This window comes from Gordonia sp. NPDC062954 (assembly GCF_044543825.1).
In the GTDB taxonomy this organism is placed as follows: domain Bacteria; phylum Actinomycetota; class Actinomycetes; order Mycobacteriales; family Mycobacteriaceae; genus Gordonia; species Gordonia tangerina.
Genome location: NZ_JBITWL010000004.1, coordinates 26,488 through 49,159 on the forward strand (window position 1 = coordinate 26,488; position 22,672 = coordinate 49,159).

24 protein-coding genes are annotated in these 22,672 nt (G+C 68.0%); 17 read left to right on the forward strand and 7 right to left on the reverse strand.

Annotation, left to right across the window (positions count from 1 at the left end):
* Positions 1-7: 7 nt before the first annotated feature.
* The 3 genes from ACIGKQ_RS05680 to ACIGKQ_RS05690 all read left to right on the forward strand — a co-directional run bounded on the left by ACIGKQ_RS05680 (position 8) and on the right by ACIGKQ_RS05690 (position 2,376).
* Positions 8-1,120: an acyl-CoA dehydrogenase family protein gene (locus ACIGKQ_RS05680; protein WP_396572666.1), complete on the forward strand. Its 1,113-nt coding sequence runs from the start codon at positions 8-10 to the stop codon at positions 1,118-1,120.
* Positions 1,121-1,243: 123 nt separating this feature from the next.
* Positions 1,244-1,672 (forward strand): DUF350 domain-containing protein, encoded by a 429-nt coding sequence (locus ACIGKQ_RS05685; RefSeq protein WP_396572668.1) that lies wholly within the window; start codon positions 1,244-1,246, stop codon positions 1,670-1,672.
* Positions 1,673-1,902: 230 nt separating this feature from the next.
* Complete coding sequence (locus tag ACIGKQ_RS05690) at positions 1,903-2,376, forward strand: SRPBCC family protein (RefSeq protein WP_266060293.1); 474 nt, start codon at positions 1,903-1,905, stop codon at positions 2,374-2,376.
* 372 nt (positions 2,377-2,748) lie between these two features.
* On the opposite strand, the gene ACIGKQ_RS05695 is transcribed toward ACIGKQ_RS05690, so the two are convergent.
* Complete coding sequence (locus tag ACIGKQ_RS05695) at positions 2,749-3,549, reverse strand: HAD-IIA family hydrolase (RefSeq protein WP_235726136.1); 801 nt, start codon at positions 3,547-3,549, stop codon at positions 2,749-2,751.
* Between the two features lie 69 nt (positions 3,550-3,618).
* Between ACIGKQ_RS05695 and glp the strand changes: the two genes are divergently transcribed.
* The 4 genes from glp (at position 3,619) to ACIGKQ_RS05715 (ending at position 9,004) form a co-directional block, all read left to right on the forward strand.
* Entirely contained in the window at positions 3,619-4,833 is a 1,215-nt protein-coding gene (glp, locus tag ACIGKQ_RS05700) for a gephyrin-like molybdotransferase Glp (RefSeq protein WP_396572670.1), read from the forward strand.
* Between the two features lie 109 nt (positions 4,834-4,942).
* Entirely contained in the window at positions 4,943-5,659 is a 717-nt protein-coding gene (locus ACIGKQ_RS05705; protein ID WP_396572870.1) for a phosphatidylserine decarboxylase, read from the forward strand.
* 103 nt (positions 5,660-5,762) lie between these two features.
* Positions 5,763-6,713 (forward strand): phosphatidylcholine/phosphatidylserine synthase, encoded by a 951-nt coding sequence (locus tag ACIGKQ_RS05710; protein WP_372475449.1) that lies wholly within the window; start codon positions 5,763-5,765, stop codon positions 6,711-6,713.
* Positions 6,713-9,004 carry an AAA family ATPase gene (locus ACIGKQ_RS05715; protein WP_396572673.1) on the forward strand — a complete coding sequence of 764 codons (2,292 nt, stop codon included), beginning with the start codon at positions 6,713-6,715 and terminating at the stop codon, positions 9,002-9,004. The genes ACIGKQ_RS05710 and ACIGKQ_RS05715 overlap by 1 nt, the downstream gene beginning before the upstream one ends.
* Positions 9,005-9,059: 55 nt before the next feature.
* Here the strand turns inward: ACIGKQ_RS05715 and ACIGKQ_RS05720 are convergent, their stop codons facing one another.
* Positions 9,060-9,623, reverse strand: a complete 564-nt coding sequence (locus ACIGKQ_RS05720) for a hypothetical protein (RefSeq protein ID WP_396572675.1) — start codon at positions 9,621-9,623, stop codon at positions 9,060-9,062.
* A 202-nt stretch (positions 9,624-9,825) separates the two neighbouring features.
* Positions 9,826-10,245, reverse strand: a complete 420-nt coding sequence (locus ACIGKQ_RS05725; RefSeq protein WP_235726143.1) for a hypothetical protein — start codon at positions 10,243-10,245, stop codon at positions 9,826-9,828.
* 76 nt (positions 10,246-10,321) lie between these two features.
* Here ACIGKQ_RS05725 and ACIGKQ_RS05730 point away from each other — a divergent pair, with 76 nt between their 5' ends.
* Genes ACIGKQ_RS05730 through mnhG form a run of 6 tightly spaced genes read left to right on the forward strand, consistent with a single transcriptional unit; the run spans position 10,322 to position 16,832 of the window.
* Entirely contained in the window at positions 10,322-13,234 is a 2,913-nt protein-coding gene (locus ACIGKQ_RS05730; protein ID WP_396572677.1) for a Na+/H+ antiporter subunit A, read from the forward strand.
* Positions 13,231-13,842 carry a Na(+)/H(+) antiporter subunit C gene (locus ACIGKQ_RS05735; RefSeq protein ID WP_235726145.1) on the forward strand — a complete coding sequence of 204 codons (612 nt, stop codon included), beginning with the start codon at positions 13,231-13,233 and terminating at the stop codon, positions 13,840-13,842. Before ACIGKQ_RS05730 ends, ACIGKQ_RS05735 begins: the two co-directional genes overlap by 4 nt.
* On the forward strand, positions 13,839-15,446 hold the full coding sequence (locus ACIGKQ_RS05740) for a Na+/H+ antiporter subunit D (protein ID WP_266060869.1): 1,608 nt from the start codon (positions 13,839-13,841) through the stop codon (positions 15,444-15,446). Before ACIGKQ_RS05735 ends, ACIGKQ_RS05740 begins: the two co-directional genes overlap by 4 nt.
* Positions 15,443-16,243 (forward strand): Na+/H+ antiporter subunit E, encoded by an 801-nt coding sequence (locus tag ACIGKQ_RS05745; RefSeq protein WP_396572679.1) that lies wholly within the window; start codon positions 15,443-15,445, stop codon positions 16,241-16,243. Before ACIGKQ_RS05740 ends, ACIGKQ_RS05745 begins: the two co-directional genes overlap by 4 nt.
* Entirely contained in the window at positions 16,240-16,503 is a 264-nt protein-coding gene (locus ACIGKQ_RS05750; RefSeq protein ID WP_235726150.1) for a monovalent cation/H+ antiporter complex subunit F, read from the forward strand. The genes ACIGKQ_RS05745 and ACIGKQ_RS05750 overlap by 4 nt, the downstream gene beginning before the upstream one ends.
* Positions 16,500-16,832, forward strand: a complete 333-nt coding sequence (gene mnhG / locus ACIGKQ_RS05755) for a monovalent cation/H(+) antiporter subunit G (protein ID WP_235726154.1) — start codon at positions 16,500-16,502, stop codon at positions 16,830-16,832. Before ACIGKQ_RS05750 ends, mnhG begins: the two co-directional genes overlap by 4 nt.
* 128 nt (positions 16,833-16,960) lie before the next feature.
* Here mnhG and ACIGKQ_RS05760 read toward each other — a convergent pair whose 3' ends face one another.
* The 4 genes from ACIGKQ_RS05760 to ACIGKQ_RS05775 all read right to left on the reverse strand — a co-directional run bounded on the left by ACIGKQ_RS05760 (position 16,961) and on the right by ACIGKQ_RS05775 (position 19,840).
* Positions 16,961-18,085: a glutamate--cysteine ligase gene (locus tag ACIGKQ_RS05760; RefSeq protein WP_266060866.1), complete on the reverse strand. Its 1,125-nt coding sequence runs from the start codon at positions 18,083-18,085 to the stop codon at positions 16,961-16,963.
* A 54-nt stretch (positions 18,086-18,139) separates the two neighbouring features.
* On the reverse strand, positions 18,140-18,808 hold the full coding sequence (gene sodC, locus ACIGKQ_RS05765; RefSeq protein ID WP_235726157.1) for a superoxide dismutase[Cu-Zn]: 669 nt from the start codon (positions 18,806-18,808) through the stop codon (positions 18,140-18,142).
* Between the two features lie 105 nt (positions 18,809-18,913).
* Complete coding sequence (locus ACIGKQ_RS05770) at positions 18,914-19,408, reverse strand: LytR C-terminal domain-containing protein (RefSeq protein ID WP_235726158.1); 495 nt, start codon at positions 19,406-19,408, stop codon at positions 18,914-18,916.
* Positions 19,409-19,477: 69 nt separating this feature from the next.
* The gene (locus ACIGKQ_RS05775) at positions 19,478-19,840 is read right to left on the reverse strand and encodes a DUF3263 domain-containing protein (RefSeq protein ID WP_235726159.1); all 363 of its coding nucleotides are present in this window, start codon (positions 19,838-19,840) and stop codon (positions 19,478-19,480) included.
* Positions 19,841-20,058: 218 nt separating this feature from the next.
* Between ACIGKQ_RS05775 and ACIGKQ_RS05780 the strand changes: the two genes are divergently transcribed.
* The 4 genes from ACIGKQ_RS05780 to ACIGKQ_RS05795 are packed head-to-tail and all read left to right on the forward strand — an operon-like array spanning position 20,059 to position 22,669.
* Positions 20,059-20,676: a peptide deformylase gene (locus ACIGKQ_RS05780; protein ID WP_266060864.1), complete on the forward strand. Its 618-nt coding sequence runs from the start codon at positions 20,059-20,061 to the stop codon at positions 20,674-20,676.
* A gap of 13 nt (positions 20,677-20,689) precedes the next feature.
* Entirely contained in the window at positions 20,690-21,658 is a 969-nt protein-coding gene (locus ACIGKQ_RS05785) for an N-acetyltransferase (protein ID WP_396572681.1), read from the forward strand.
* 22 nt (positions 21,659-21,680) lie between these two features.
* A complete protein-coding gene (locus ACIGKQ_RS05790) occupies positions 21,681-22,139 on the forward strand; it encodes a ribonuclease domain-containing protein (protein ID WP_396572683.1) in 459 nt (152 codons plus the stop codon).
* Positions 22,136-22,669, forward strand: coding sequence for a barstar family protein (locus ACIGKQ_RS05795; RefSeq protein ID WP_235726164.1), 534 nt, complete (start codon positions 22,136-22,138; stop codon positions 22,667-22,669). The genes ACIGKQ_RS05790 and ACIGKQ_RS05795 overlap by 4 nt, the downstream gene beginning before the upstream one ends.
* Positions 22,670-22,672 lie beyond the last annotated feature (3 nt).

Sequence of the window (22,672 nt, forward strand, 5' to 3'; positions counted from 1 at the left end):
ACCATTCATGGATTTCGAACTTTCCGACGAACAGACGATGCTGCGCGACACCGTGCGCGAGGTGCTGACCCGCAAGTACGACGTCGAGACGTTGCGTAAGGTCACCGACACCGAACTCGGTTGGGACAAGGGGGTGTGGAAGTCGTTGGCCGACATCGGCATCCTCGGCCTGACCTTCCCCGAGGACGACGGCGGCATGGGCGCCGGTCCGGTGGAGTTCACCAGCGTCATGACCGAGATCGGTCGCGCCCTGGCACCTGAGCCCTACCTCGACTCCGTCCTCGTTCCGGGGTCGCTGGTCGCCGCAACCGCCGACGACGAGACCCGCGCCGAGCTGCTCGGCGGGCTGGCCTCCGGCGAACTGCTGATGGCATTCGCCCACCTCGAAGCCGGCGACCGCTGGCCGGGCGCGAAGGTGGCCACCACCGCCACCGACGGCAAGCTCAATGGCACCAAAACACTTGTCGGCCACGGTGACTGCGCGGACAAGCTGGTCGTGTCGGCGCGCACCGACGACGGCGTCGGGCTGTTCCTGGTCGACGCGAACGCCGGCGGTGTCACGCGCACCCCGTACCGTTCACATGATCGCCGTCGCGGGGCGCAGATCGAGTTCGCCGACGCGGCAGCGGTGCGTCTGGGCAGCGGCGACGCCACGCAGGTCATCGCCGACGCCGAGGTCGGCATCCAGACCGCCCTGTGCGCCGAGGCCGTCGGCGCAATGGAGCGTGCCCTCGACCTCACCGTCGAATACCTGAAGACCCGCAAGCAGTTCGGTGTCACGTTGTCGCACTTCCAGACGCTTACCCAGCGCGCCGCCGACATGTACACCCAGCTGGAACTGGCCCGCAGCATGAGCCTGTACGCGACGACCGCGCTGTCGGACGGCATCTGCGATCCAATCATCGCCTCGCGGGCGAAACTGCAGATCTGCCGCTCGGGCCGGGCCATCGGCCAGGAGGCAGTGCAGATGCACGGCGGCATCGGCATGACCGCCGAGTATCCCGTCGGCCACTACCTCAGCCGACTCACCGCGATTTCGCACACGCTCGGCGATGCCGCTGACCATGTGTCGGTCCTGGCACGCTCAGTCGGCGACCACGAGATGGTGATGGTCGGCTGAGTCGATTCGACACCTGACTGTCCAGGCTCCTGCCGCCCTTTCCGGGAGTTATCCCGATCGGCCGCCAGGGGCCTGGGCGTTATCGGGCGCCGCGCCTCGTCTCGGATCGCTACTGTTTCTCCCATGGACCAACTGCGCGACAACCTGGGCGATGCCGCCGCCTACAGCCTCGTGGGAATCGCGTTGCTCGTCGTGGGGTTCGTGGCGCTGGACCTCGTGACCCCCGGCCGATTGCGCAATCTGATCTGGCTCGACCACAACCGCAACGCGGTGATGCTGGCGACCGCCCAGGTCATCGGTCTTTCGATCGTCCTTGTTGCCGGCGCACGCGATTCACTGGCGCTCGAACTGTGGCGAGGAGTGCTCTACACCGCCATCTATGTATTGCTAGCGATCGCAGTGATGATGTGGTCGTTCGTTCTCATCGACTGGCTCACGCCCGGCAAACTCGGCACGCTGCTGCTGGAGGACGACGGGCACCCGGCGGGGTGGATCTGTGGCGCGGTGTTCATCGGGATCGGCGCGGTCATCGGCGCTGCCATCGGCTTGTAGTAGCGCTCGCGCGTTCCGAATCTGGTCAAGCGTGTCCGCCGGCATCACCGCTGAGCGCGCTCGGATGGATTATCCAGCCGATGGCACCCAACCGTGATGCTCGCGGACATCCGCAGCCCCAGAGAAGCCATCCGCCCACTATTGACTCGGAGACAATTGCCTATTGACCACCAGACAACAAGCTCTTAGTCTCGTGGCAATCGCTTAGCCACTCACCGAGGAGAAACAGCATGGCCGCGCCCCTGATCGAAGAATCCATCGTCATCAACGCCTCTGCCGAGGACGTCTGGGCGGTGATCTCCGACCTCAAGCGCATGGGCGAGTGGAGCCCGCAGTGCAAGAAGATGATCATCCGCGGCGGTGCCGTGGGCCTGGGCACCAAGACCATCAACATCAACCGTCGCGGCCCGCTCGTGTGGCCGACCACGTCGAAGGTGGTCCGGTTCGCCCCCAACCGTGAACTCGCGTTCCGCGTCGCCGAGAACCGCACCGTGTGGAGTTACACCATCGAGCCCACGGACAACGGTGTGACGCTGATCGAGAAGCGGGAGGTCGGCAACGGCACCACTGCTGTGTCGTCGTTCCTGGTGGACAAGGCCATGGGTGGTACCGCCAACTTCGAGGCCGAACTCAAGCTCGGGATGGCCGAGACCCTCGGCAAGATCAAGCGCGAAGCCGAGGCGTCGGCAGCGCGCGCTGCCTGAGCAGGTAGTCGGCCCTCGCTGGAAGCCTTTTGCCGCTAGGTGACGGGCATACACCGCTGGTCGAGCGCCCTTCATTCGCTGGTCGAGCGCCCTTCATTCGCTGGTCGAGCGCCCTTCATTCGCTGGTCGAGCGCCCTTCATTCGCTGGTCGAGTAGCCGCCGAGCCGCTAGGCGAGGGGGTGTATCGAGACCGCTTCTCGCGCAACTGGTCTCGATACGTCCCTCGCCTAGCGGCTCGGGACTACTCGACCAGCAGAAAGAGCGGCTCGGAACTACTCGACCAGCAGAAAGAGCGGTCGGGACTACTCGACCAGCAGACGGAGAGACCGGACGCCAGGGCGACGACGACGACGAGAACGGACGCCAGGGCGGCTATTGCTCCGCCAACTTCTGCACCAGCGCGGGCAGGTCGGCCACCGAATCGATCACGTGGTCGGGCACCGGCCCGAATTCGTCGCGTTGTAGCGCTCGCAACGCCTCGTCCCGGAACTTACCGGTACGCACCAGCACACCGATCAGCGCGGCGGCCTGCGCACCGAGGACGTCGTTGTGCATGTCGTCGCCGACCATGATCACCTGGTTTGGTTCGAGCTGCATCAGGTCAACGGCGGCACGGAAGCCGAGCGGGGACGGTTTGCCGATCGCCTTGATCTTGCGCCCGGCGGCTTTCTCCAGTCCCTCGAGGTAGACGCCGGTGTCGATGCTGAGCCCCCCGGCCGTCGACCATGTCATCGACCGATGCATGGCCACCACCGGCACACCGCTGACCATCGATTCGAGCACCTGGGACAGTGACCGGTGATCGAACACCGGTCCGGCGCCGCCGAGCACCACGACTTCGGCCGACGCGGGGTCGTCGGTGAGCTCCACACCCGTCATGTCTTCGGCGATGGGTCCCTCGTTGAGCACCCAGACCCGCTTGCCGGGGTGGTTCGCGGTCAGATACTCGGCAGTGAGCTTGGCGGCGGTGAGGATCTCCTCGGGGGACACCTCGAAGCCACACGCGTTGAGCGCCTCGGCGATGTCACCCCGCGACCGCGAGGTGGTGTTGGTCAGGAACATGCGCGGATAACCCCGCTCGTACAGTTTCGCGACCGCGTCGACCGCTCCCGGCAGCGCCTTCCACGAGGTGACCATCACCCCGTCGATGTCGAGCAGCAAACCGAGCGCCATGGTGTTTGAATCTAGTCCCGTCGACGGCACCCTGCACGGCCGGCCAACGCGAGATGGCATGCTGAGCGCATGCGATCGGTGTCCGACCACCAGGCCGTCGTCGCCGCACTCTTCGGCGACCCCGTGCCCGAGACCGTGCCGGTGGCCGCTGCGCTCGGCGCCGTCACGACCACCGAGATCCTCGCGTCGTCGGCGTTGCCCGGCTTCGACAACTCGGCAATGGACGGCTACGCCGTGCGTGCCGGCGAGATCTCCTCCGCCACCGAGCAATCACCGGTGACACTGCCGGTCGCCGAAGACATACCCGCGGGACGCACCGACCGGCTGGCGCTGACCCCCGGCACGGCGCATCGCATCATGACGGGTGCGCCGATGCCCGCCGACGCCGATGCCGTGGTGCCGGTGGAGATGACCGACGGCGGCGTGGACCAGGTGACGATCCGCTCCTCGATCCCCGCTGGCAAGCACATCCGTCGCGCCGGTTCCGACATCGAGGCCGGCCGGCCCGCCATTGCCGCCGGCACCCGGATCGGTGCACCTCAGGTCGGCCTGCTCGCCGCGCTGGGAATCACCGAGGTCGTGGTGTTCCGGCGGCTGCGCGTGGTGGTGCTCTCGACCGGCTCCGAACTCGTCACCCCCGGTCAGCCGCTGAGCCACGGACAGATCTACGAATCCAATGGGCCGATGCTGACCGCGGCGGCCACCGAAGCCGGCGCCGAGGCCACCCACCTGCACTACGTGACCGACGACGTCGACGCGTTCCGCACCCGGCTCGACGAGATCAGCGGCTGGGCCGACGTCATCATCACCTCGGGCGGGGTCAGTGCGGGCGCTTTCGAGGTGGTCAAGGATGCGCTCACCGACAGCGACGACATCGAGTTCGTGAAGGTCGCGATGCAGCCCGGCATGCCGCAGGGCTGCGGCCACTACCCCGGGCCCGACGGTCGCCGCGTACCGATCATCACGCTGCCCGGCAACCCGGTGAGTTCGCTGGTGTCGTTCGAGATGTTCATCCGGCCCGCGCTGCGCGCGGCGATGGGGCTGCCGGAGGACCGTCCGATCCGAACGGCCCGGCTGAGCGCCGACGTGGTGTCGCCGGCCGGCAAGCGACAGTTCATGCGCGGAGTGCTGCGCAGCGACGACACCGGCGCGGTTGTCGACCCCATCGGCCCACCGGCCTCCCATCACCTGCGCTATCTGGCGCAGGCGAACGCACTGATCGACATTCCCGAGGATGTCGATGCGGTCAGCGAGGGTACATCCGTCCAGGTGATCGAGCTGTGACGTGCTCGCAGCGGGCCGCCGTCACGCTGACCGACGGGCTCGACACTCTAAGCTGGGGCGAGCGGGCCGTGACATCGCATGTGCCCAGTCGACTAGCAGGAGGTTGATGTTGGCCAGGCGCCCGCGGCCGAACGGAACGCGCAGCGGACCAGGACATCTCGTCGACCTCGCGCGGGAGACCATTCCCCCGGTGCATTCGGCGGGTATCCCCTTCGTGGTGGGACCGGCCACTGTCGCCTTCCTCGGCAGACGCCATCCGTGGATCGCCCGGCCTGCCGCACTCACCGCAGCGGCTTGTGCGCTGTTCTTCCGGCATCCACGACGCGTGCCGCCCGCCGACGCGGGCGCGGTCGTCGCCCCCGCCGACGGCACCATCTCCCTGGTCGACGCGGCTGTGCCGCCACCGGAGTCGGGCCTCGGCGATGAGCCGCTGCCCCGCGTGTCGACCTTCTTGTCCATCTTCGACGTACACGTCCAGCGCGTACCGGTGGCCGGTCGGGTGACGTCGGTGACGCACACACCCGGCGCCTTCGTCTCCGCCGATCTACCCGAGGCCAGTTCGGTCAACGAGCGGTCCACGATGACGTTGCGCTGCCCGGTCGGCCAGACCGTCCACGACGTCGCCGTCGTCCAGATCGCGGGACTCATCGCGCGGCGCATCGTGTGCGAACCCGTCGTCGGCGACGAGCTGGCCATCGCCGACACCTACGGCCTGATCCGATTCGGCTCCCGCGTCGACGTCTACCTGCCCGCAGGCACGATTCCGAACGTCCGGGTCGGCCAGCGCGCAGTGGGCGGCGAAACCCTGCTCGCGACGCTCGGCTGATCGCATGCCTCCCGCCCGCAGGTCCGAACGTCCGACTCCCCACCGAACACCGAGTTCCCACCGAACGCCGAGCGCGCATCCGACGCGAGGCGCACGCACCACCGTGTCCACCGCAGCCGCACCCGAGCGCACCGGATTGCGCGGTCAGGCTGCCGCCGGACGACTCTTCGTGCCGTCGGCGCTCACGATCCTGGCGATCTGCGCGGGTCTCACCGCGGTTCGGGTCACCGACGCAGGTCAGATCGATGCGGCGATGGGTCTGGTCGTGGCGGCCGCACTCCTCGACGGCATCGACGGCCGTGTCGCCCGGATGATGGGGGCGACCACCCGGATCGGGGCGGAGATCGATTCGCTGGCCGACGCGATCAACTTCGGCGTGGTACCCGCGCTGATCGTCTACCTGTATCTGACGCCCGACAAGGACATCGGCTGGGCGTTCGCGCTGATCTACTGCTGCGCGATCGTGTTGCGGCTGGCTCGCTTCAACACGCTGATCGACGACGACGAGGCGCCCGGGTACACCCGCGACTTCTTCGTCGGTGTCCCGGCCCCGGCCGCGGCGATCATCGCCCTGCTGCCGGTCGGGCTGTCCCAGCAGTTCGGGTCTGGCTGGTGGACGTCGCTGCCCGTGGTCGGCGGGTGGCTGGTGTTCGTGGCTTTCCTCGCGGTCAGCCGCATCCCGACCGCGTCGCTGAAGACCGCGTCGATTCCACCGCGTGCATTGGCCGGATTGTTGATCGTCGTCGCGATCGGCGCCGCTCTGCTGCTGACGTTCCCCTACACCCTGATGCTCATCGCGATCGGCGGATATCTGCTGCACATCCCCTTCGCCTGGCGCAATCAGCGCTGGGTGGCATCGAGACCCGAACACTGGGAGGCGCACCCGTCGGAACGTCGGGCCGAACGGCGCGCGATGGCCCGCTCACAGCCCCGACGCCCGCGATTGACGTCAACGAACCGGTCGCAGGCTCGGCTGGGCTTGCGCCGCCCGACCGGGACGATCGAGCCCACGGCCTCCGGTGTAGACCAGGGCCACGACGTCGAGGAGCGCTGATGGCCGGCCACGTCCAGCTGACGCTGACCGCACGGGTCAATCCCGCCGCGGGTGAGGCGCGCCGCGGGATCGTCCGGGTGCATCCAGAAGTGCTCGCTGCGCTGGGCCTGCGCGAATGGGATGCCGCGTCGATCACCGGTGCCCGCGTCACCGCTGCGGTCCTCGCCACGGCCGGCCCGGACACCCCGCCGGGCACCGCATTGCTCGACGACATCACGTTCGCCAACGCCGGCATCCGGGAGAACGCATCGGTGGTGGTGGCGCCGGTGACGGTGCACGGCGCCGGACAGGTGACCGTGTCCGGCTCGGCATTGGCCGCCGGACAGGTCGACGAACCCACGTTGCGGCGCGCACTGCTGGGCAAGGTCGTCTCGGTGGGCGACTCGGTCTCATTGCTGCCCCGCGACCTCGGTCCCGAACTGACCGCGACGCCGGCCACCCGTGCGCTGGCGGTGTCAGTGGGGATCACCTGGACCAACGAATTGGTGACGGTCTCGGCTACCGAACCCGACGGGCCCGTGAGCGTGCAGACCAACACGGCTGTGATGTGGGCGGGTGAACGTGGCACCGGTGGCACATCTGCGCCGACGCCCCCGCCGTCCACGGCACTGGGATTCGCCGCGAGCGCACCGCTGGAGCCGACGGCGGCGCGGTCGACGACGTCGATGGGCGTGGTGTCGCACCGCGCGTCGACCGGGCCGCTGGTGCGCCCGGTGTCGACGCTGGTGGGCGTGGACACCCAGGTGGCCCGGCTGACCGAATGGCTGTCGATCACCCTCGACGAACCCGAGGTTCTGCACACCCTCGGTGCCGCGCCGCGCCTCGGGGTGCTGATCACCGGGCCGCCCGGCGGCGGCAAGGCCACCCTGGTGCGTTCGGTGTGCGCGGAGCGACCGCTGACCGTGGTGGACGGCCCGACGGTCGGGGCGTTGGAGAGCGGGGCCCGCCTGGCTGCGGTGCGGTCGGCGATCGCCGACCTCGCCGAGACGGGCGGGGTGCTGATGATCACCGACGTCGACGCCCTCCTGCCCGCACCCCGGGAATCCGCGGCCGCCGACCCGGTGTCCACCTTGATCCTGGACGAACTGCGTGCCACGGTCGGCGGCGGCCGTGTCGCACTGATCGCGACCACCGGGGAAGCCGTCCGCCTCGACAGCCGCCTGCGCGACCCTGCCCTGTGCGATCGCGAACTCATCGTCGGACTACCCGACTCGTCGACGCGTGCCCGACTGCTTGGCGTCATTCTCGCCGACGTACCCACCGAGGGTCATCTCGACCTTGACCTGATCGCCACCCGCACACCCGGTTTCGTCGCCGGTGATCTCGCCGCCCTGGCCCGCGAGGCCGCGTTGCGCGCCGCGGCCCGGGTGACCTCGGCGGACGACGAGGAACGGCCGGAACCGGCGCTGCGGACCGACGATCTGCTGGGTGCGCTGGCGGTCATCCGCCCGGTGTCGCGGCTGGACTCCCCGGAGGTCGCGGTCGGGTCGATCACGCTCGACGAGGTCGGCGACATGGTCGAGACCAAGCAGGCACTCACCGAGGCGGTGCTGTGGCCGCTGCAGCATCCCGACACTTTCACCCGCCTCGGTGTCGCCCCGCCGCGCGGAGTATTGCTGTTCGGACCACCCGGCTGCGGCAAGACGTTCGTGGTGCGAGCGCTGGCCGCCTCGGGCCGGCTGTCGGTGCACACCGTCAAGGGTGCGGAACTGATGGACAAGTGGGTCGGGTCGTCGGAGAAAGCGGTGCGGGATCTGTTCGCCCGCGCCCGCGAGTCGGCGCCGTCGCTGATCTTTCTTGACGAGATCGACGCGCTGGCCCCGCGTCGCGGACAGTCCAGCGACTCAGGTGTCGGCGACCGGGTGGTGGCGGCGCTGCTCACCGAACTCGACGGCGTCGAACCGCTGCAGGACGTAGTGGTGCTCGGCGCCACCAACCGCCCCGATCTGATCGACCCTGCACTGCTGCGCCCCGGACGGCTTGAACGACTGGTGTTCGTCCCACCACCCGACGCCGCGGCGCGCGCCGACATCCTGCGGGCGTCAGGTCGCAACGTGCCGTTGGCCGACGGCGTCGACCTCACGGCGCTCGCCGACGATCTGGATGGTTACTCGGCCGCCGACTGTTCGGCGCTGCTTCGTGAGGCCGCGTTGTCGGCGATGCGGCGCGATATCGACGCCGCGACCGTCGGCCCCGACGACATCGCCGACGCCCGCGGTCGGGTGCGGCCGTCGCTGGATGCCGCACAGGTGGCGAACCTACAGGCGTTCGCGCAGCGACGGGTGGAGTGACCCGCCGCGCAGTGAGGTGAACGTGCCGATATCCGCAACGTTCACCTCACTCGGTTCAGGCCCCAGTCCCGCTCTCCGTGCTGGGGGTCGTGGTCTGCCCGTCCTGACCGGGAAGTTGGCCTTGTTGTCCCGGTACCTGCCCCTGCTGGCCCGGCATCTGCCCCTGCTGACCGGGCATCTGGCCCGTGCCGCCCTGTCCGCCGGGCATCTGACCGAAGCCGCCCGACCCGCCGAAACCGCCGCCGCGCTGCATGTTCATACCCGGCCCCTGATTCGATGACGATGAGTCGCCGACGACGTAACCGGCGCCGAACCCGATGAGACCGAACACCACCGCAACCCCGATGCCGCCGGCGATGACCGCGTTGCGCACCTTGTCGCTGACGCCATTCGCCTGGTTCGGCGGCACCGGCTGATTCGGATACATCGGCGGTGGGCCGGCGTACGGCGGGTACGGGCCGTTCGGCGGCACCGTACCGGCCTGTGTGATCGGTTCGGTCGGGGCGTTGTGCTGTGCCGCGACGTCGGGGCGATCGGTCGGCTGCGGATCCTGTGGTTGTCGCAGGTCGCGGGGAGCCTCGGTGTTCGTCGCGTCGGTCGTCGGGTGGGGTGTGGACATCGTCGTCTCGCTTTCGTGGACGTGAAAAGTGACATCCACGGTGCGGACGGGGTCTGTCAGCGGACTGCCGCGAGACTGTCAGTTGGCTGTGAGGTCGGGCGATCGTGCCTTCGTGACATCCCTCCGCAAGCTCCGGGATTCCTCAGGCACCAGGTAGGGCGGCCCTCCGCAAGCTCCGGGATTCCTCAGGCACCAGGGGACATCACTCCACAGAGACCTGATAAAACACCGACCCCGGCCCACCGGCGGCGCCAGGGGTACTGCCGACCTGCACCCAGTAGTCGGTGGCGTCCTTGGTCGCGGACAGCACCACCACCCGCTGACCGCCCTCGGTGGTGCGCTGCGACTCGGTGAACCCGGCATCGGTGAGAGTGGACACCGCGGCGTCGAGGATGTTGCCCGCACCGGCCGCGCCCTGCACGGTGACCGCCCACCCGTCGGCGCGGGTGCCGTCGGCGGTCAGCACCGTGCCCTCCACGAGCGGGACCTGCGCAACCGGGAAATCCTGCGGTAAGGCGGCACCGGGCGGACGATCCTCCTCGACCCCACTACACGCGGCGAGAAGTGCGATCAGTGCGATCCCGGCCACCAGCACCGACACCATCCTGTCGAAGCGGTTCATGTTCGCAACGGTAAAGTAGTCGACGCGGGCGATGCCCGTGACACCCCGCCCAACAGTTGAAAGACGGTGTGCCCACTTGATCGGTGTACTGGTTGCGCTCGCGCTCAGCGCGCTCTGTGCACCCCCGGTGATCAAGTGGCTGGGCACGCGCGGCTTCTATGTCCTCGCCCTTGCCCCCGCCGGCGCACTCATCTGGGTGATCCTGAACTGGCCGACTGCCGGCGAACCACCCCGGGTGGAGACCATAGAGTGGGTACCGGTCCTGCAGATGGACATCGTCACCCGCTTCGACACCCTCAGCGCGATCCTGTCGGTCCTCATCCTCGGTGTCGGTGCGCTGGTGCTCTGCTATTGCGCCCGCTACTTCGACGACGCCCGTCCCCGGGTCGCCGTCTTCGGCGGCGAGATGATCGCATTCGCCGCGGCCATGTTCGGCCTCGTCGTCAGCGACAACATGCTGGTGCTCTACGTGTTCTGGGAGCTGACCACCGTCTTGTCGTTCATGCTGGTCGGCTTCTACGGCATCCGTGCGACGGCCCGTCGAGCCGCCACCCAGGCGTTGCTGGTCACCACCGCCGGCGGTCTGGCCATGCTGGTCGGCATCATCATGCTCGGCGAACGCACCGGCAGCTACCTGCTGTCCGACCTGCTCACCAGCCCACCGGCCGCCGGGGTCTACGTCGACACCGCGGTCGTCCTGCTGTTGATCGGCGCGCTCAGCAAATCGGCGATCGTGCCGTTCCACTTCTGGCTGCCCGGCGCGATGGCCGCGCCCACTCCGGTCAGCGCCTACCTCCACGCGGCGGCGATGGTGAAGGCGGGTATCTACCTGATCGCGCGGCTGGCACCGGCGTTCTCCGAAACCCCGAGCTGGCACGTCACCGTGGTGGTGCTCGGCATGATCACCATGGTGTTGGGTGGCTGGCGCTCCCTGCGCGAACTCGACCTCAAACTCGTCCTCGCCTTCGGCACCGTGTCCCAGCTGGGATTCCTGGCGGTCCTCGTCGGTATCGGCGACGCCAACGTGGCGATGGCCGGCATGGCGATGCTGGTGGCCCATGCCCTGTTCAAGGCGTCGCTGTTCATGGTCGTCGGCATCATCGACCACTCCACCGGCACCCGCGACATCCGCAAGCTCGCGCGACTCGGACAACGGCTACCTGTCCTCGCGCTCACCGCGGCCGTCGCCGGTGCCAGCATGGCCGGCTTGCCGTTCACCATCGGCTTCGTCGGTAAGGAGACCGCCTTCGCGTCGGTGTGGGACTCCGGCGCCTACCTTCCCTGGCAGTCGGAGACCATCGACATCGTCCTGCTCGTCGGGTCGGTGATTACCTTCGCCTACACCTGCCGCTTCCTGTGGGGCGCCTTCGGACGCAAGGTGCGCGCCACCCCGAGTCCGGCCGTGGCCAATATGCACCCGCCAGGCGCGCCGTTCTACTTCGCGCCCGTCGTCCTCGCCGCCGCCGGTGTGGTGGCCGGTTTGCTGAGTTCCCAGATCGGCCCGCTGTTCGAGCCGTACGCCGAGACACTGCCCGCCTACGGCCACGAACTCGAGCATCTCGCCATGTGGCACGGCTTCGGTCTGCCGGTCGTGTTCTCCATCATCGTGGTGGTCGCCGGGGCGCTGCTGTTCCTGATCGTCCGGCAGCTGCGCGGTCAGCTGTTCCGCTACCGGCCGTTGCTCAACGCGGACCGCATCTACGATGCGACGCTGCGCGGCGCCGACACCCTGTCGCTGATGATGACCCGCAACACCCAGCGCGGGTCGTTGCCGATCACCCAGGGCGTCATCCTGTCCACCGCGATCATCGTGCCGACCGCGGTGCTGGCGTGGGGTGGCCGCAACCAGCTGGAGTGGCGTGGTTTCGACTCGGCGGTCCAAGCCGTGATCGGCGGCATCATCGCGGTGTCGGCGCTGGCCGCCATCATCCTGCGCAACCGGCTCGCCGCAGCCCTGGTGGTGGGCCTCACGGGCTACGGCGCGGGCATGCTGTTCGCCCTCTACGGTGCGCCGGACCTCGCGCTGACGCAGTTCCTGGTCGAGACGCTGACCCTGGTCATCTTCGTGCTGGTGCTGCGCAAACTGCCCGCCGAACCGGAACCGCGGCACGCCACCGGCTTCAAGCCGCTGCGGGCGCTGATCGGTATCGCGTTCGGCGCCACCCTCGTGGTCATCGGACTGTTCGCGGCGGCCGCCCGCTCCGAACAACCGGTGCAGGTCGACATCCCCGAGGCCGCCTACGAGTTCGGGCACGGCGCGAACGCGGTCAACGTCCTGCTGGTCGACATCCGCGCCTGGGACACCCTCGGCGAGGTGTGTGTGCTGATCGTCGCCGCGACCGGTGTGGCGTCGATGGTGTTCCGCAACCGCCGCTTCGGCGCGGTCCCCCGCGTCGCCGACGCCGCACGCCTGCAATCGGGCACCAACGGCACGGATGTCGACGAGCCGATCCCGCCCGACCGCACCCGATGGCTGCTCGGCAGCGACTTCCGCGATCCACGCCACCGGTCGATGGTGCTCGAAGCCACCACCCGACTGATCTTCCCGACGATGGTGGTGCTGTCGGTGTACTTCTTCTACGCCGGGCACAACGCGCCGGGCGGCGGCTTCGCCGGCGGGCTCACCATGGGCCTCGCCCTGGTGTTGCGTTACCTCGCCGGTGGCCGCTACGAACTCGGCGAGGCGTTGCCGGTGGAGCCGGGACGCGTCCTGGGGGCCGGGCTGGCAATCTCCGCGGGTACGGCGGTGACGTCGATGTTCCTGGGTGCGCCCGTGCTGTCGTCGGCGGTCTTCGAGATCACCCTGCCGGTGCTCGGTGACGTGAAACTGGTGACGGCCCTGTTCTTCGACCTCGGCATCTACCTGATCGTCGTCGGCCTGGTCCTCGATGTCCTGCGCAGCCTCGGCGCGCGCCTGGACGTCGAGACCTCCATCGCGGACAACCAGCCCATGCCCATCCGTGCCGACGCCGAGGCGGTGAGCCGGTGAGCATCAACCTCGGTTTCCTGATCGTCGTCGGCGTGCTCGCCGCCTGCGGCGCCTACCTGCTGATGGAACGCAGCCTGATCCGGATGCTGTTCGGGCTCCTGCTCTGCGGCAACGCCATCAATCTGTTGATTTTGGTGGTCTCCGGCGGCATGGGCAATCCGCCGATCATGGGGCGGGCCTCGGAGAACCGCGCCCACGACGCCGATCCCCTGGCCCAGGCGATGATCCTCACCGCGATCGTCATCACGATGGGCATCGCTGCATTCGTCCTGGCGCTGGTCTACCGGCTGTACGTGATCAACCGCGACGACGTGGACGTCGAGGACGACCCCGAGGACCGCAAGATCGCCACCGGTTCGCTGCAGACCGCGCCCGACCGCGACCGCAGCGACGACCCGGTGACCCTGGCCGACACCAGTGCCGGCGATTTCTTCGACGATGAGGGCAATCCGCTGACCCGAGAGGAATTCATCGAACGCCACCGCGGGCTCATCGAAACCGACCTGATGCCCGAGGACGCCGACGTCATCGACGAGGTCGGCCCCGACGAGCCGGGCGCCAACGGACACGAGAATTCGGGGTCGGACCGCGACGGAGGTGGCCGATGACACCGCAACCGTCGTGGGTGCCGGTACTGATCGTGCTGCCCACCCTGGTGCCGATCATCGCCGCGGCGCTCACCCTGCTGCGCGGTCGCAGCCCACGCTTCCAACGCCCGATCACCGTCGGCGCCATCCTCACCGCGTTCATCGCGTCGTGCCTGCTGCTGTATCTGACCAACGAGTACGGCACCTTCGCGGTCACCATCGGCGGCTGGGGCGACAAGGGATTTCCGAACGGACCACTCGGCATCACATTGGTCGTCGACCAGCTCGCGGCGCTGATGCTGGTGGTTTCGACGATCGTGCTGCTGTGCGTGGTGGTGTACGCCATCGGGCAGGGCATCCGCGACGGCACCTCCCATCAGCCGGTGTCGATCTTCCTGCCCACCTACCTGATCCTCACCGCCGGCGTCTGCAATGCCTTCCTCGCCGGCGACCTGTTCAACCTTTACGTCTCCTTCGAGGTGCTGCTGGCGGCGAGCTTCGTGCTGCTGACCCTCGGTGCCAGCGCCGAACGGGTCCGGGCCGGCGCCTCCTACGTGATGGTGTCGATGGTGTCGTCGTTGATCTTCCTGTCGGGGATCGCGTTCGCCTACGCCACCACCGGCACCCTCAACCTCGCCGAGATGGCCGCACGCCTCGACCACGTCCCCGACGGCACCCGCAATGCGCTCTACGCGGTGCTGCTGGTGGCGTTCGGCATCAAGGCCGCGGTCTTTCCGTTGTCGAGCTGGTTGCCCGACTCATATCCGACCGCACCCGCCCCGGTCACCGCCGTCTTCGCCGGCCTGCTCACCAAGGTCGGTGTGTACGCGATCGTGCGGGCACACACGCTGCTGTTCCCCGGCGGCTCGATGGACACGATGCTGATGATCGCCGGTCTGCTGACGATGCTGGTCGGTATCTTCGGCGCGATCGCGCAGTCCGACATCAAACGTCTGCTGTCGTTCACCCTGGTCAGCCACATCGGATACATGGTGTTCGGGATCGCGTTGTCCTCGCAGTTCGGGTTGTCGGCGGCCATTTATTACGTGGCCCACCACATCCTGGTGCAGACGACGCTGTTCCTCGTCGTCGGACTCATCGAACGGCAGGCGGGGTCGTCGTCACTGCGTAGGCTCGGTGGGCTGATGGCCAGTCCGGTGCTGGCCGCGCTGTTCCTGATACCGGCGCTCAACCTTGGCGGCATCCCGCCGTTCTCCGGTTTTGTCGGCAAGGTCGCGCTGATCGAGGCCGGCACCCAGGACGGATCGGTGCTGGCCTGGATGCTCGTGGCGGGGTCGGTGGTGACCAGCCTGCTGACTTTGTACGTGGTGGCTCGTGTCTGGACCAAGGGTTTCTGGCGGCCACGCGCCGACGCGCCGGAAGGCGACCTGTCCGATCAAGGTCCGTCGGCGCTGGTCGACGAGAGCACCGACGGCGCCTTCGACGACCGCGACGACGTCGGGCGGATGCCGGCCGGGATGGTGTTGCCCACGGCTGTCATGGTGATCGCAGGCCTGGTGTTGACGTTGTGGGCCGGACCCATCCTCGGCTTCACCGACCGCGCGGCCACCGACATCACCGATCGCGGCATCTACATCGAGGCGGTTCTGGGAGGTGACCGGTGAACGACGGACCCGAACAGCAGCAGGACGGACGCTCACCCGTGCCGGTGCGGTCGCGCATCATCACCGCCCGCCGAGTGTCGTTGCTGTTCCTGTTCTGGCATTCGGTGACGGTGTTCGTGTGGATGCGCGAGCACATCCACATCCCCCGTTGGTTGGGCAGCGACTCACGAGAGGTCGCCGTCCGACTGTGGACGCTGGCCTGGCTGACCTTCGTGTGGGTGTTGCTGTGGGGCACCGTGTCCTGGGCCAACATCCTCGGGGGCCTGGTGCTCGCGATCGCCATCGTCACCCTCCTGCCACTGCCCCGGGTGCCGGTGGAAGGCCGGGTCCATCCCATCGCGGTGCTGGTCATCCTGGTGCGGTTGGTCATCGACTTCTTCGTGTCCAGTGCACAGGTGGCGTGGGCGGCGATCAGACCGGGCAAACCACCGCTGGGGGCGGTGATCCGGGTGCGGGTGGCGATCAAATCCGACATGGTGCTGACGCTGGCCGTCGACTATCTCAACCTGGTCCCCGGCACCATGGTGCTCGACATCGACCACCGACGACGCATCCTCTACATCCACGTCTTCGACGTGCGCACCGAAAAGAAGGTACAAGCCTTCTACGACCAGGTCGCGTTTGTCGAACGGTCCTTCATCCGGGCGTTCGAGCGCGACAGCGAATGGCATCCGAGTCCGTATCATGGCCTCGACGACGAGTACCACCGGGTCCACGACATCGGTCGCGCCGAGACCGACAACCCCGACGTGGCCGACGTGGCCGACGTGCCACCGACCGACGGGGGCCGCCGATGACCTACGTCTGGATCACCGTCAGCGTGCTGCTGATGATCGCCGCGGTGTTGACCACGGTGCGGGTGCTGCGCGGACCGTCGTCGCTGGATCGGCTGGTCGCGCTCGACACCATGATCGCCCTGTGCATGTGTGGCCTCGCCGCCTGGGCGGCCTACAGTCGCGACTCGACGGTGGTCCCGGCGATCGTCGCGCTGAGCTTGTTGAGCTTCACCGGTTCGGTGGCCATCGCACGTTTCCGGGTGAGGGACGACGAGACATGATCGGCGACATCATCTCCTCGGTGTTCCTGGTACTCGGTGCCGCGTTGGCGCTGACCACCGCCATCGGCATGCTGCGGTTCAAGGACACGCTGAGCCGCATGCACGCCTCCACCAAGCCGCAGACCTTCGGGTTGCTGCTGATGCTCATCGGCGCGATGATCCGGCTCGGCCAGCACGTCGACGTCGGCATGCTGGTGCTGGCCGGACTGTTCGCGCTGATGACCGCCCCGGTGATCGCCCACCGCATCGGCCGATTGGTGTACCAGGAGCAACGCGCCCGCGACGGTCTGCTCAGTCGCGACGACATGGAGAACCCGGCACAGGACTAGCGTGGCGGTCGGCTCGCGCCCCGATCCTCGGATGGGTCTGCCAGAGTGCCGTAGATCTGAGTCACCTGGTGACCCAAATCAACGGCACTTTCGCCGCCGGCGGGGAGTGCGGGGGTTGCGGCGAGTGGTCACGACAGCTCGGTGACCACCGACCGGACCACCTCGCGCAAGTCGCGGGTTTCGCGGTAGGCGTGGCGTTGACGCTGATAGCTCGCGCCGTGCGCAGCGATGTCGGCGACGTGCGCGAGCTCGGTGGCACAGTTGAGGTCGCGGGCGATGGGTTGCAGCCGCGTCAGCAGGTCGGCGAGATCGTCGGTGACGAGCCGTTCGGTGCAGTCGGAATCGAGGATGACGATGGCGTCGAGACCGTAGCGGGCAGCGCGCCACTTGTTCTCCTGCACCAGCCACGGCGCCATCTGCGGCAACGTCTCCCCGGCCGCCAACCGCCGATCCAGCTCGACCACCAGACAGTGGATCAACGCCACCACCGCGGCCAGGTCGGCGACGTTGGTCATACCGTCGCACACCCGCACCTCGATGGTGCCCAAATGGGGTGACGGCCGAATGTCCCACCGGATCTCGTTGATGTGGTCGATGATGCCGGTCATCTTCTGGTCGGCGACGAACGACTCGAACTCGGCCCAGGTCGCGAACTGGAACGGCAGTCCCGCAGTGGGCAGCTGCTGGAACATCATCGCGCGATTGCTCGCATATCCGGTGTCTTGCCCGGCCCACATCGGCGACGACGCCGACAAGGCCAGCAGATGCGGGTAGTAGTTCAGCAGGGCGCCGAGGATCGGTAACACCTTGTCGCGGTGACTGATCCCCACGTGCACGTGGACCCCCCAGATCAGCATCTGCCGCCCCCACCACTGGGTGCGTTCGATCAGTTCGGCGTACCGATGACCTTCGGTGAGCAGTTGGGTCGACCATTGGGCGAAGGGGTGGGTACCCGCCCCGTAGAGGTCGACGCCCAACGCTTCGGTGTGCTCGCGCACCGAAGCCAGCGTCTCGGTCAGATCCGCCATCGCCTCCGGGGTGTCTCGGCAGATGCCGGTGACGATCTCGACGGTGTTGCGCAGCAACTCCTTGTGCACCTTGTCGCGCCGGGCCGGGCAATGCTCCGATACGCGCGTGAACAGGTCCGCGGCCGAATTCGACAGGTCACCGGACACCTTGTCGGTGAGCGCGAACTCCCATTCCACGCCCAGCGACGGTGTCGGTGAACCGTCGAACTCGATGGGGGTGACCATCACAACAGCCCGGTGGAGAGCACGTCAGTGCCGATCGGGGTCAGCGGGTCCGCGTCACTCGTGCGCTTCGATGACGCCACAGGCCACACGGCTGCCCGCGTCACCGGTCGACATCGTCTGCTCGTCCGGGGCAGGCGCGTAGCGGGTCGGGATGTTGGCGAAGTTGTCGGCGCCCTCGTGAATGATGATCGACTTGCCGACGATCTGCTCGAGGTTCACCGAGTCGGTGGTGGTGACGGTCTCCGCCGTGCCGTCCTCGAGCACATTGAGTGAGACCAGATCACCGCTGGCCGGGTGGCCGGTGTTGCCGTCGACCTGCAGATGCCCACCGGCGCTGGAGAATGCGCTGTCGCCGCCGGTCTCGCAGACCCCGTTCTCGTGAATGTGCATGCCGTGGAAGCCTGCCTCGATACCGCTGTCGGCGCTGAGCCGCACGGTGACCTTGACCGACGACCCGCTGGGCTCGAAGGTGGCCTCGCCGACGTCCTCGCCCTGATCGTCGACGAGTCGTGCGGTGGCGTCCTCCTCGGGCGACTGCCCGATGCCGTCGGCGTCGTCGACCTCGCCGGGGGGCGCCTGATTGCCGGTCACCACCGAGGGAGTGGTGCCGGGTACGTCGGTGGGCGGCTCGTCGGGAGTGCAGCCGGCCAGCACTGCGCCGGCGATACCGGCCGAGGCGAGCACGGCGAGCGTGCGGCGAATCTGAAGCTTACTGGCGGTCATGTCACTCCTTGATCGTCAACGGGCCGAAATCTGTGGGTGCTCATCGGAGTTCGTGGTCATCGGGTTCGCGGGTGTGGTGACCACCCCTCGGATCGTCGAGGGAGATCACCGCGTGACCACGATGACAGGCATACCGTCCGGGCATTGGGTGAACGACGACGGACGCGGGTCGACACTGGCGTCACCGCCGAGCGCATCCGCGACCTCTTCGGCCGCCGACTGCTGTCCGGTGTCGTAGAAGATGGTGTTCTCGGTGATCGACGCGGTCGACAGGTTCCCCGGTTCGTCGGTCTGGAAACCTGCGGCCTGCAACGATTCGGTGATGTCGGCGGCCAGACCCGAGATCGACCCGGCGTTGAAGACGCACAATTGTGGCGTATCGGCCGATGCCGTCGCCGACGACGAGGCGGCCGCGCTCGCCGACGACTGCGTCGTCGCGCTGGTGGCCTGGCTCTGCGCCGCCTCCAATTCCTGCTCCGGATCATCGCCGCTGGTGGCCGCGGAGTGCCAGCCCAGGCCGAGGAAGACAATGGCCACGGCCAGCAACATCATCGCCCCCGCCCGCAGCGGCAGGCGACTCGGCTCGTGATCAGCGTTCATCACCGAGAACCTTACTTCACATCCGATGACGGGCCCGTCACGGTCACGGGAGTCACCGACGTGGTCGGGTCAGGTGATCTCGAAGCCCAGGCGACGCGCCGCGCGGGCCTTCTGGCGCGACGCCCGCAGCCGGCGCAGCCGCTTGACCAGCATCGGGTCGGCGGCCAGCGCCTCGGGGCGATCGACGAGCGCGTTGAGCACCTGGTAGTACCGGGTTGCCGAGAGTCCGAAGAGCTCCTTGATGGCTTCTTCTTTGGCCCCGGCGTACTTCCACCACTGCCGTTCGAACGACAGGATGTCGTGGTCGCGACGGGACAGCCCGTCCGGCCCGACCTCGTGCGGATCGACAGGGTTCGTCGTCTGTTCGGCGGATGAATCTGCGGGTGTGGGTTGATCGCCCTGCTTCTGGCTTCGCGCAGCTGCGCCGTCCATCTCGCTCCCTCAAGATCGCCTCGTGCACATCACATCACCGCTCGCCCGGCGGGCGCTACCCCCGCCCCACACCGGTCGACACCACCGACCGGAACCTCGAGGCCCGGACAAATCACAGCAATGTGGTTCGCTGATCATCTAACCACGATCGGCGGCCCCGTTCGCGATGTGACTCGCCACGAGAAAGGGGCGTCGGGCCGCTGGGTAATCTGTCCCACATGGCAATTCTCCCGATCTGCATCGTCGGCGAACCGGTGCTGCACCATCCCACCGAGCTCGTCGAACTCGATGCCGACCGCCGCCCGTCGCCGGAATTGGTGACACTACTCGACGACATGTACGCAACGATGGACGCTGCAAACGGGGTCGGGTTGGCCGCCAATCAGGTAGGGGTCGGCAAACGCATGTTCGTCTACGACTGCCCGGACGGTGAGCGCTACACCGCGACGCGTCGCCGCGGCGAGGTGATCAATCCCATGCTGGAGACCTCGGAGATCCCGGAGACCATGCCCGATCCCGACGACGACGTCGAAGGGTGTCTGTCTGTGCCGGGTGAACAGTTCCCCACCGGCCGCGCGGACTGGGCCCGGGTCACCGGTGTCGACCGCAACGGCGACGAGGTGTCGATCGAGGGCAACGGATTCTTCGCGCGCATGTTGCAGCATGAGGTCGGTCATCTCGACGGGTTCCTGTATGTCGACGTGCTGATCGGACGCAACGCGCGGGCGGCCAAGAAGACCATCAAGCGCAATGGCTGGGGTGAACCCGGCCTGACCTGGCTCCCCGGCAGCGTCGACGATCCGTTCGGGCACGACGACGACGAAGACGACGACTGAGCGACAACTCCCGGTGACGACACACCCGTCCGACGACCCGGCGTCCGGCCACCGCATCCCGTTCGTGGGTGACCGCGTCGTCATCCGATACCGTCTGGGCGACGCGACACCGGCCGATTGGCGCGGCGGTTCTGGTGCCGCACTGTCCGATGTCACCGGGGTGCTGCTCGACGACGGGGACCCGTTGGTCGTCGACCGCGATGGCCCACAGTCGATCCCCCGCACGGCGGTGACCTCGATTCGCGTGCTGTCGCGGGTGACGGTCCGCAACTCGCAGATCCGCAATCTGGAAGCCGCGGCGGCGGCCGCCTGGCCGGGCACCGAATCGGGGATGATCGACGGATGGTTGTTGCGGGCCGGCCACGGCTTCACGCGACGCGCCAACTCGGCGGTGCCGCTCGAGTTCGGCGCGGGCACCGACGCGGCCACCATGTCGGCGCTGCGCAGTTGGTATGCGGAGCGCATCCTGCCGACGGTGGTGGCCATCCCCGAGCGGCTGCTACCGGCGGGACAGATCGTCGGACAGCCGGTGGGCGACGAAATGCAGCTCCTGGTCGGCGATCTGGACGGGATCCGCATGGAGCCGACGACACCGACCGAGCAGGTGCGGCTCGACGACTCACCGAGCCCGGCGTGGCTGCATGCCTACCGCGGTCCCGACGTCGATCTGTCAGTCGCGACCGCCGTCGTCGGCGCGTCGGAGGGACCGGTGGTGTTCGCCTCGATCGGCGACGGACCGGACGCGATCGGACGCGGCACAGTGACCGAGGGAACCGATGGCACCAGGTGGCTCGGCCTGTCCGTTTCGTCACCGACTCCCGGTCAGGCAGATGCGGTGATGGCGGCGCTGGTCGCGTGGGGCGTCGACCGCGGCGGGCAACGCGCTCATGTGCAGGTGCGCGCCGGCAATCGGATCGCAGGCACCTGGTATCGGGCGGCGGGCTTCGGTCTGCATCACACCTCCCGCTATCTCGCCCTGTGATCGAACGACTTAAGGTGAGCGCGTGACGAGGACGAGGGTGGCGCGACGGCGCACCATCGCGTCGGTTGTCGGGATCGTTCTCGCGATCGCCGCGGCGGTCCTCACCTGGTCATTCGGCAGCTCCGACGACGCATCGCAGGCCACCCGGGGTGTCGCGGGCAATGCCACGGCCACCGGAACGGTGGCAGCCGACATCCCCGCCCACGTCATGGCGACCCTCGCGCTGATCGACGCCGGCGAATGGCCGGAAGCGGCCGATGCACCCGGCACCCGCGGCGGTTCGGTCTTCCGCAACAACGAGGGCCTTCTGCCCGCTACGAGCGCCGGCGGACGCATCGACTATCGCGAGTGGGACGTCAATCCCAAGGAACCCGGCCGCAGCCGCGACGCCGAGCGCGTCGTGACCGGCAGCGATGGCAGCGCCTGGTACACCGATGACCACTACCGCTCGTTCGTCCAGATCCGGGGACCGGACCAGTGAGTCCCGACGCAGCGCCCACACCCATCGGGGTGCGGCGGTTCCTGTTCGACGCGGGGCGCGCCGGGCCGGTCGTCGGCGTCATCGCCGACGGAAACTGCCCGGCGATGCCCGCGCAGACTCGGCTACGGCATGTCGACGGCCGCGCAATGCCGTCGCTCAGCTCACTGCTCGACGAGTTCGCACGGGGGTGGGGTTTTCCGCCGCATTTCGGTCGTAACCGCGACGCCTTCGACGACTGCATGCGCGACCTCGATGCCGATGCCCCAACCGACGGCTCGCTCACGGCGCTGGTGACGGTGGTCGATCATGCAGAGAGCCTGTTGCGTCGCGACCCGGGTGACCTGCGATGGCTTGCCGATTCGCTGGTCTTCTATCGCGATCACTACCGTGACCGCGACACACCGTTGCCGTTCGCGATGATCCTGCTGACCCCACCGGCACTGACGAGCTGGGTGACGCAACGGTGGCACGACGCGGGGGCTGTGGTGGCCGAGATCGCACCCGACGCCGACGACGACACCGAGGACTGACTG

Coding starts and splice junctions, on each gene's coding strand:
- ACIGKQ_RS05770 (WP_235726158.1), bottom strand. CDS start 19,408: ATGAACGCTGATCACGAGCCGAGTCGCCTGCCGCTGCGGGCGGGGGCG.
- glp (WP_396572670.1), top strand. CDS start 3,619: ATGCGATCGGTGTCCGACCACCAGGCCGTCGTCGCCGCACTCTTCGGC.
- ACIGKQ_RS05695 (WP_235726136.1), bottom strand. CDS start 3,549: ATGGCGCTCGGTTTGCTGCTCGACATCGACGGGGTGATGGTCACCTCG.
- ACIGKQ_RS05725 (WP_235726143.1), bottom strand. CDS start 10,245: ATGAACCGCTTCGACAGGATGGTGTCGGTGCTGGTGGCCGGGATCGCA.
- ACIGKQ_RS05775 (WP_235726159.1), bottom strand. CDS start 19,840: ATGGACGGCGCAGCTGCGCGAAGCCAGAAGCAGGGCGATCAACCCACA.
- ACIGKQ_RS05720 (WP_396572675.1), bottom strand. CDS start 9,623: ATGTCCACACCCCACCCGACGACCGACGCGACGAACACCGAGGCTCCC.
- ACIGKQ_RS05715 (WP_396572673.1), top strand. CDS start 6,713: ATGGCCGGCCACGTCCAGCTGACGCTGACCGCACGGGTCAATCCCGCC.
- ACIGKQ_RS05760 (WP_266060866.1), bottom strand. CDS start 18,085: ATGGTCACCCCCATCGAGTTCGACGGTTCACCGACACCGTCGCTGGGC.
- ACIGKQ_RS05740 (WP_266060869.1), top strand. CDS start 13,839: ATGACACCGCAACCGTCGTGGGTGCCGGTACTGATCGTGCTGCCCACC.
- sodC (WP_235726157.1), bottom strand. CDS start 18,808: ATGACCGCCAGTAAGCTTCAGATTCGCCGCACGCTCGCCGTGCTCGCC.
- ACIGKQ_RS05680 (WP_396572666.1), top strand. CDS start 8: ATGGATTTCGAACTTTCCGACGAACAGACGATGCTGCGCGACACCGTG.
- ACIGKQ_RS05690 (WP_266060293.1), top strand. CDS start 1,903: ATGGCCGCGCCCCTGATCGAAGAATCCATCGTCATCAACGCCTCTGCC.
- mnhG (WP_235726154.1), top strand. CDS start 16,500: ATGATCGGCGACATCATCTCCTCGGTGTTCCTGGTACTCGGTGCCGCG.
- ACIGKQ_RS05685 (WP_396572668.1), top strand. CDS start 1,244: ATGGACCAACTGCGCGACAACCTGGGCGATGCCGCCGCCTACAGCCTC.
- ACIGKQ_RS05780 (WP_266060864.1), top strand. CDS start 20,059: ATGGCAATTCTCCCGATCTGCATCGTCGGCGAACCGGTGCTGCACCAT.
- ACIGKQ_RS05750 (WP_235726150.1), top strand. CDS start 16,240: ATGACCTACGTCTGGATCACCGTCAGCGTGCTGCTGATGATCGCCGCG.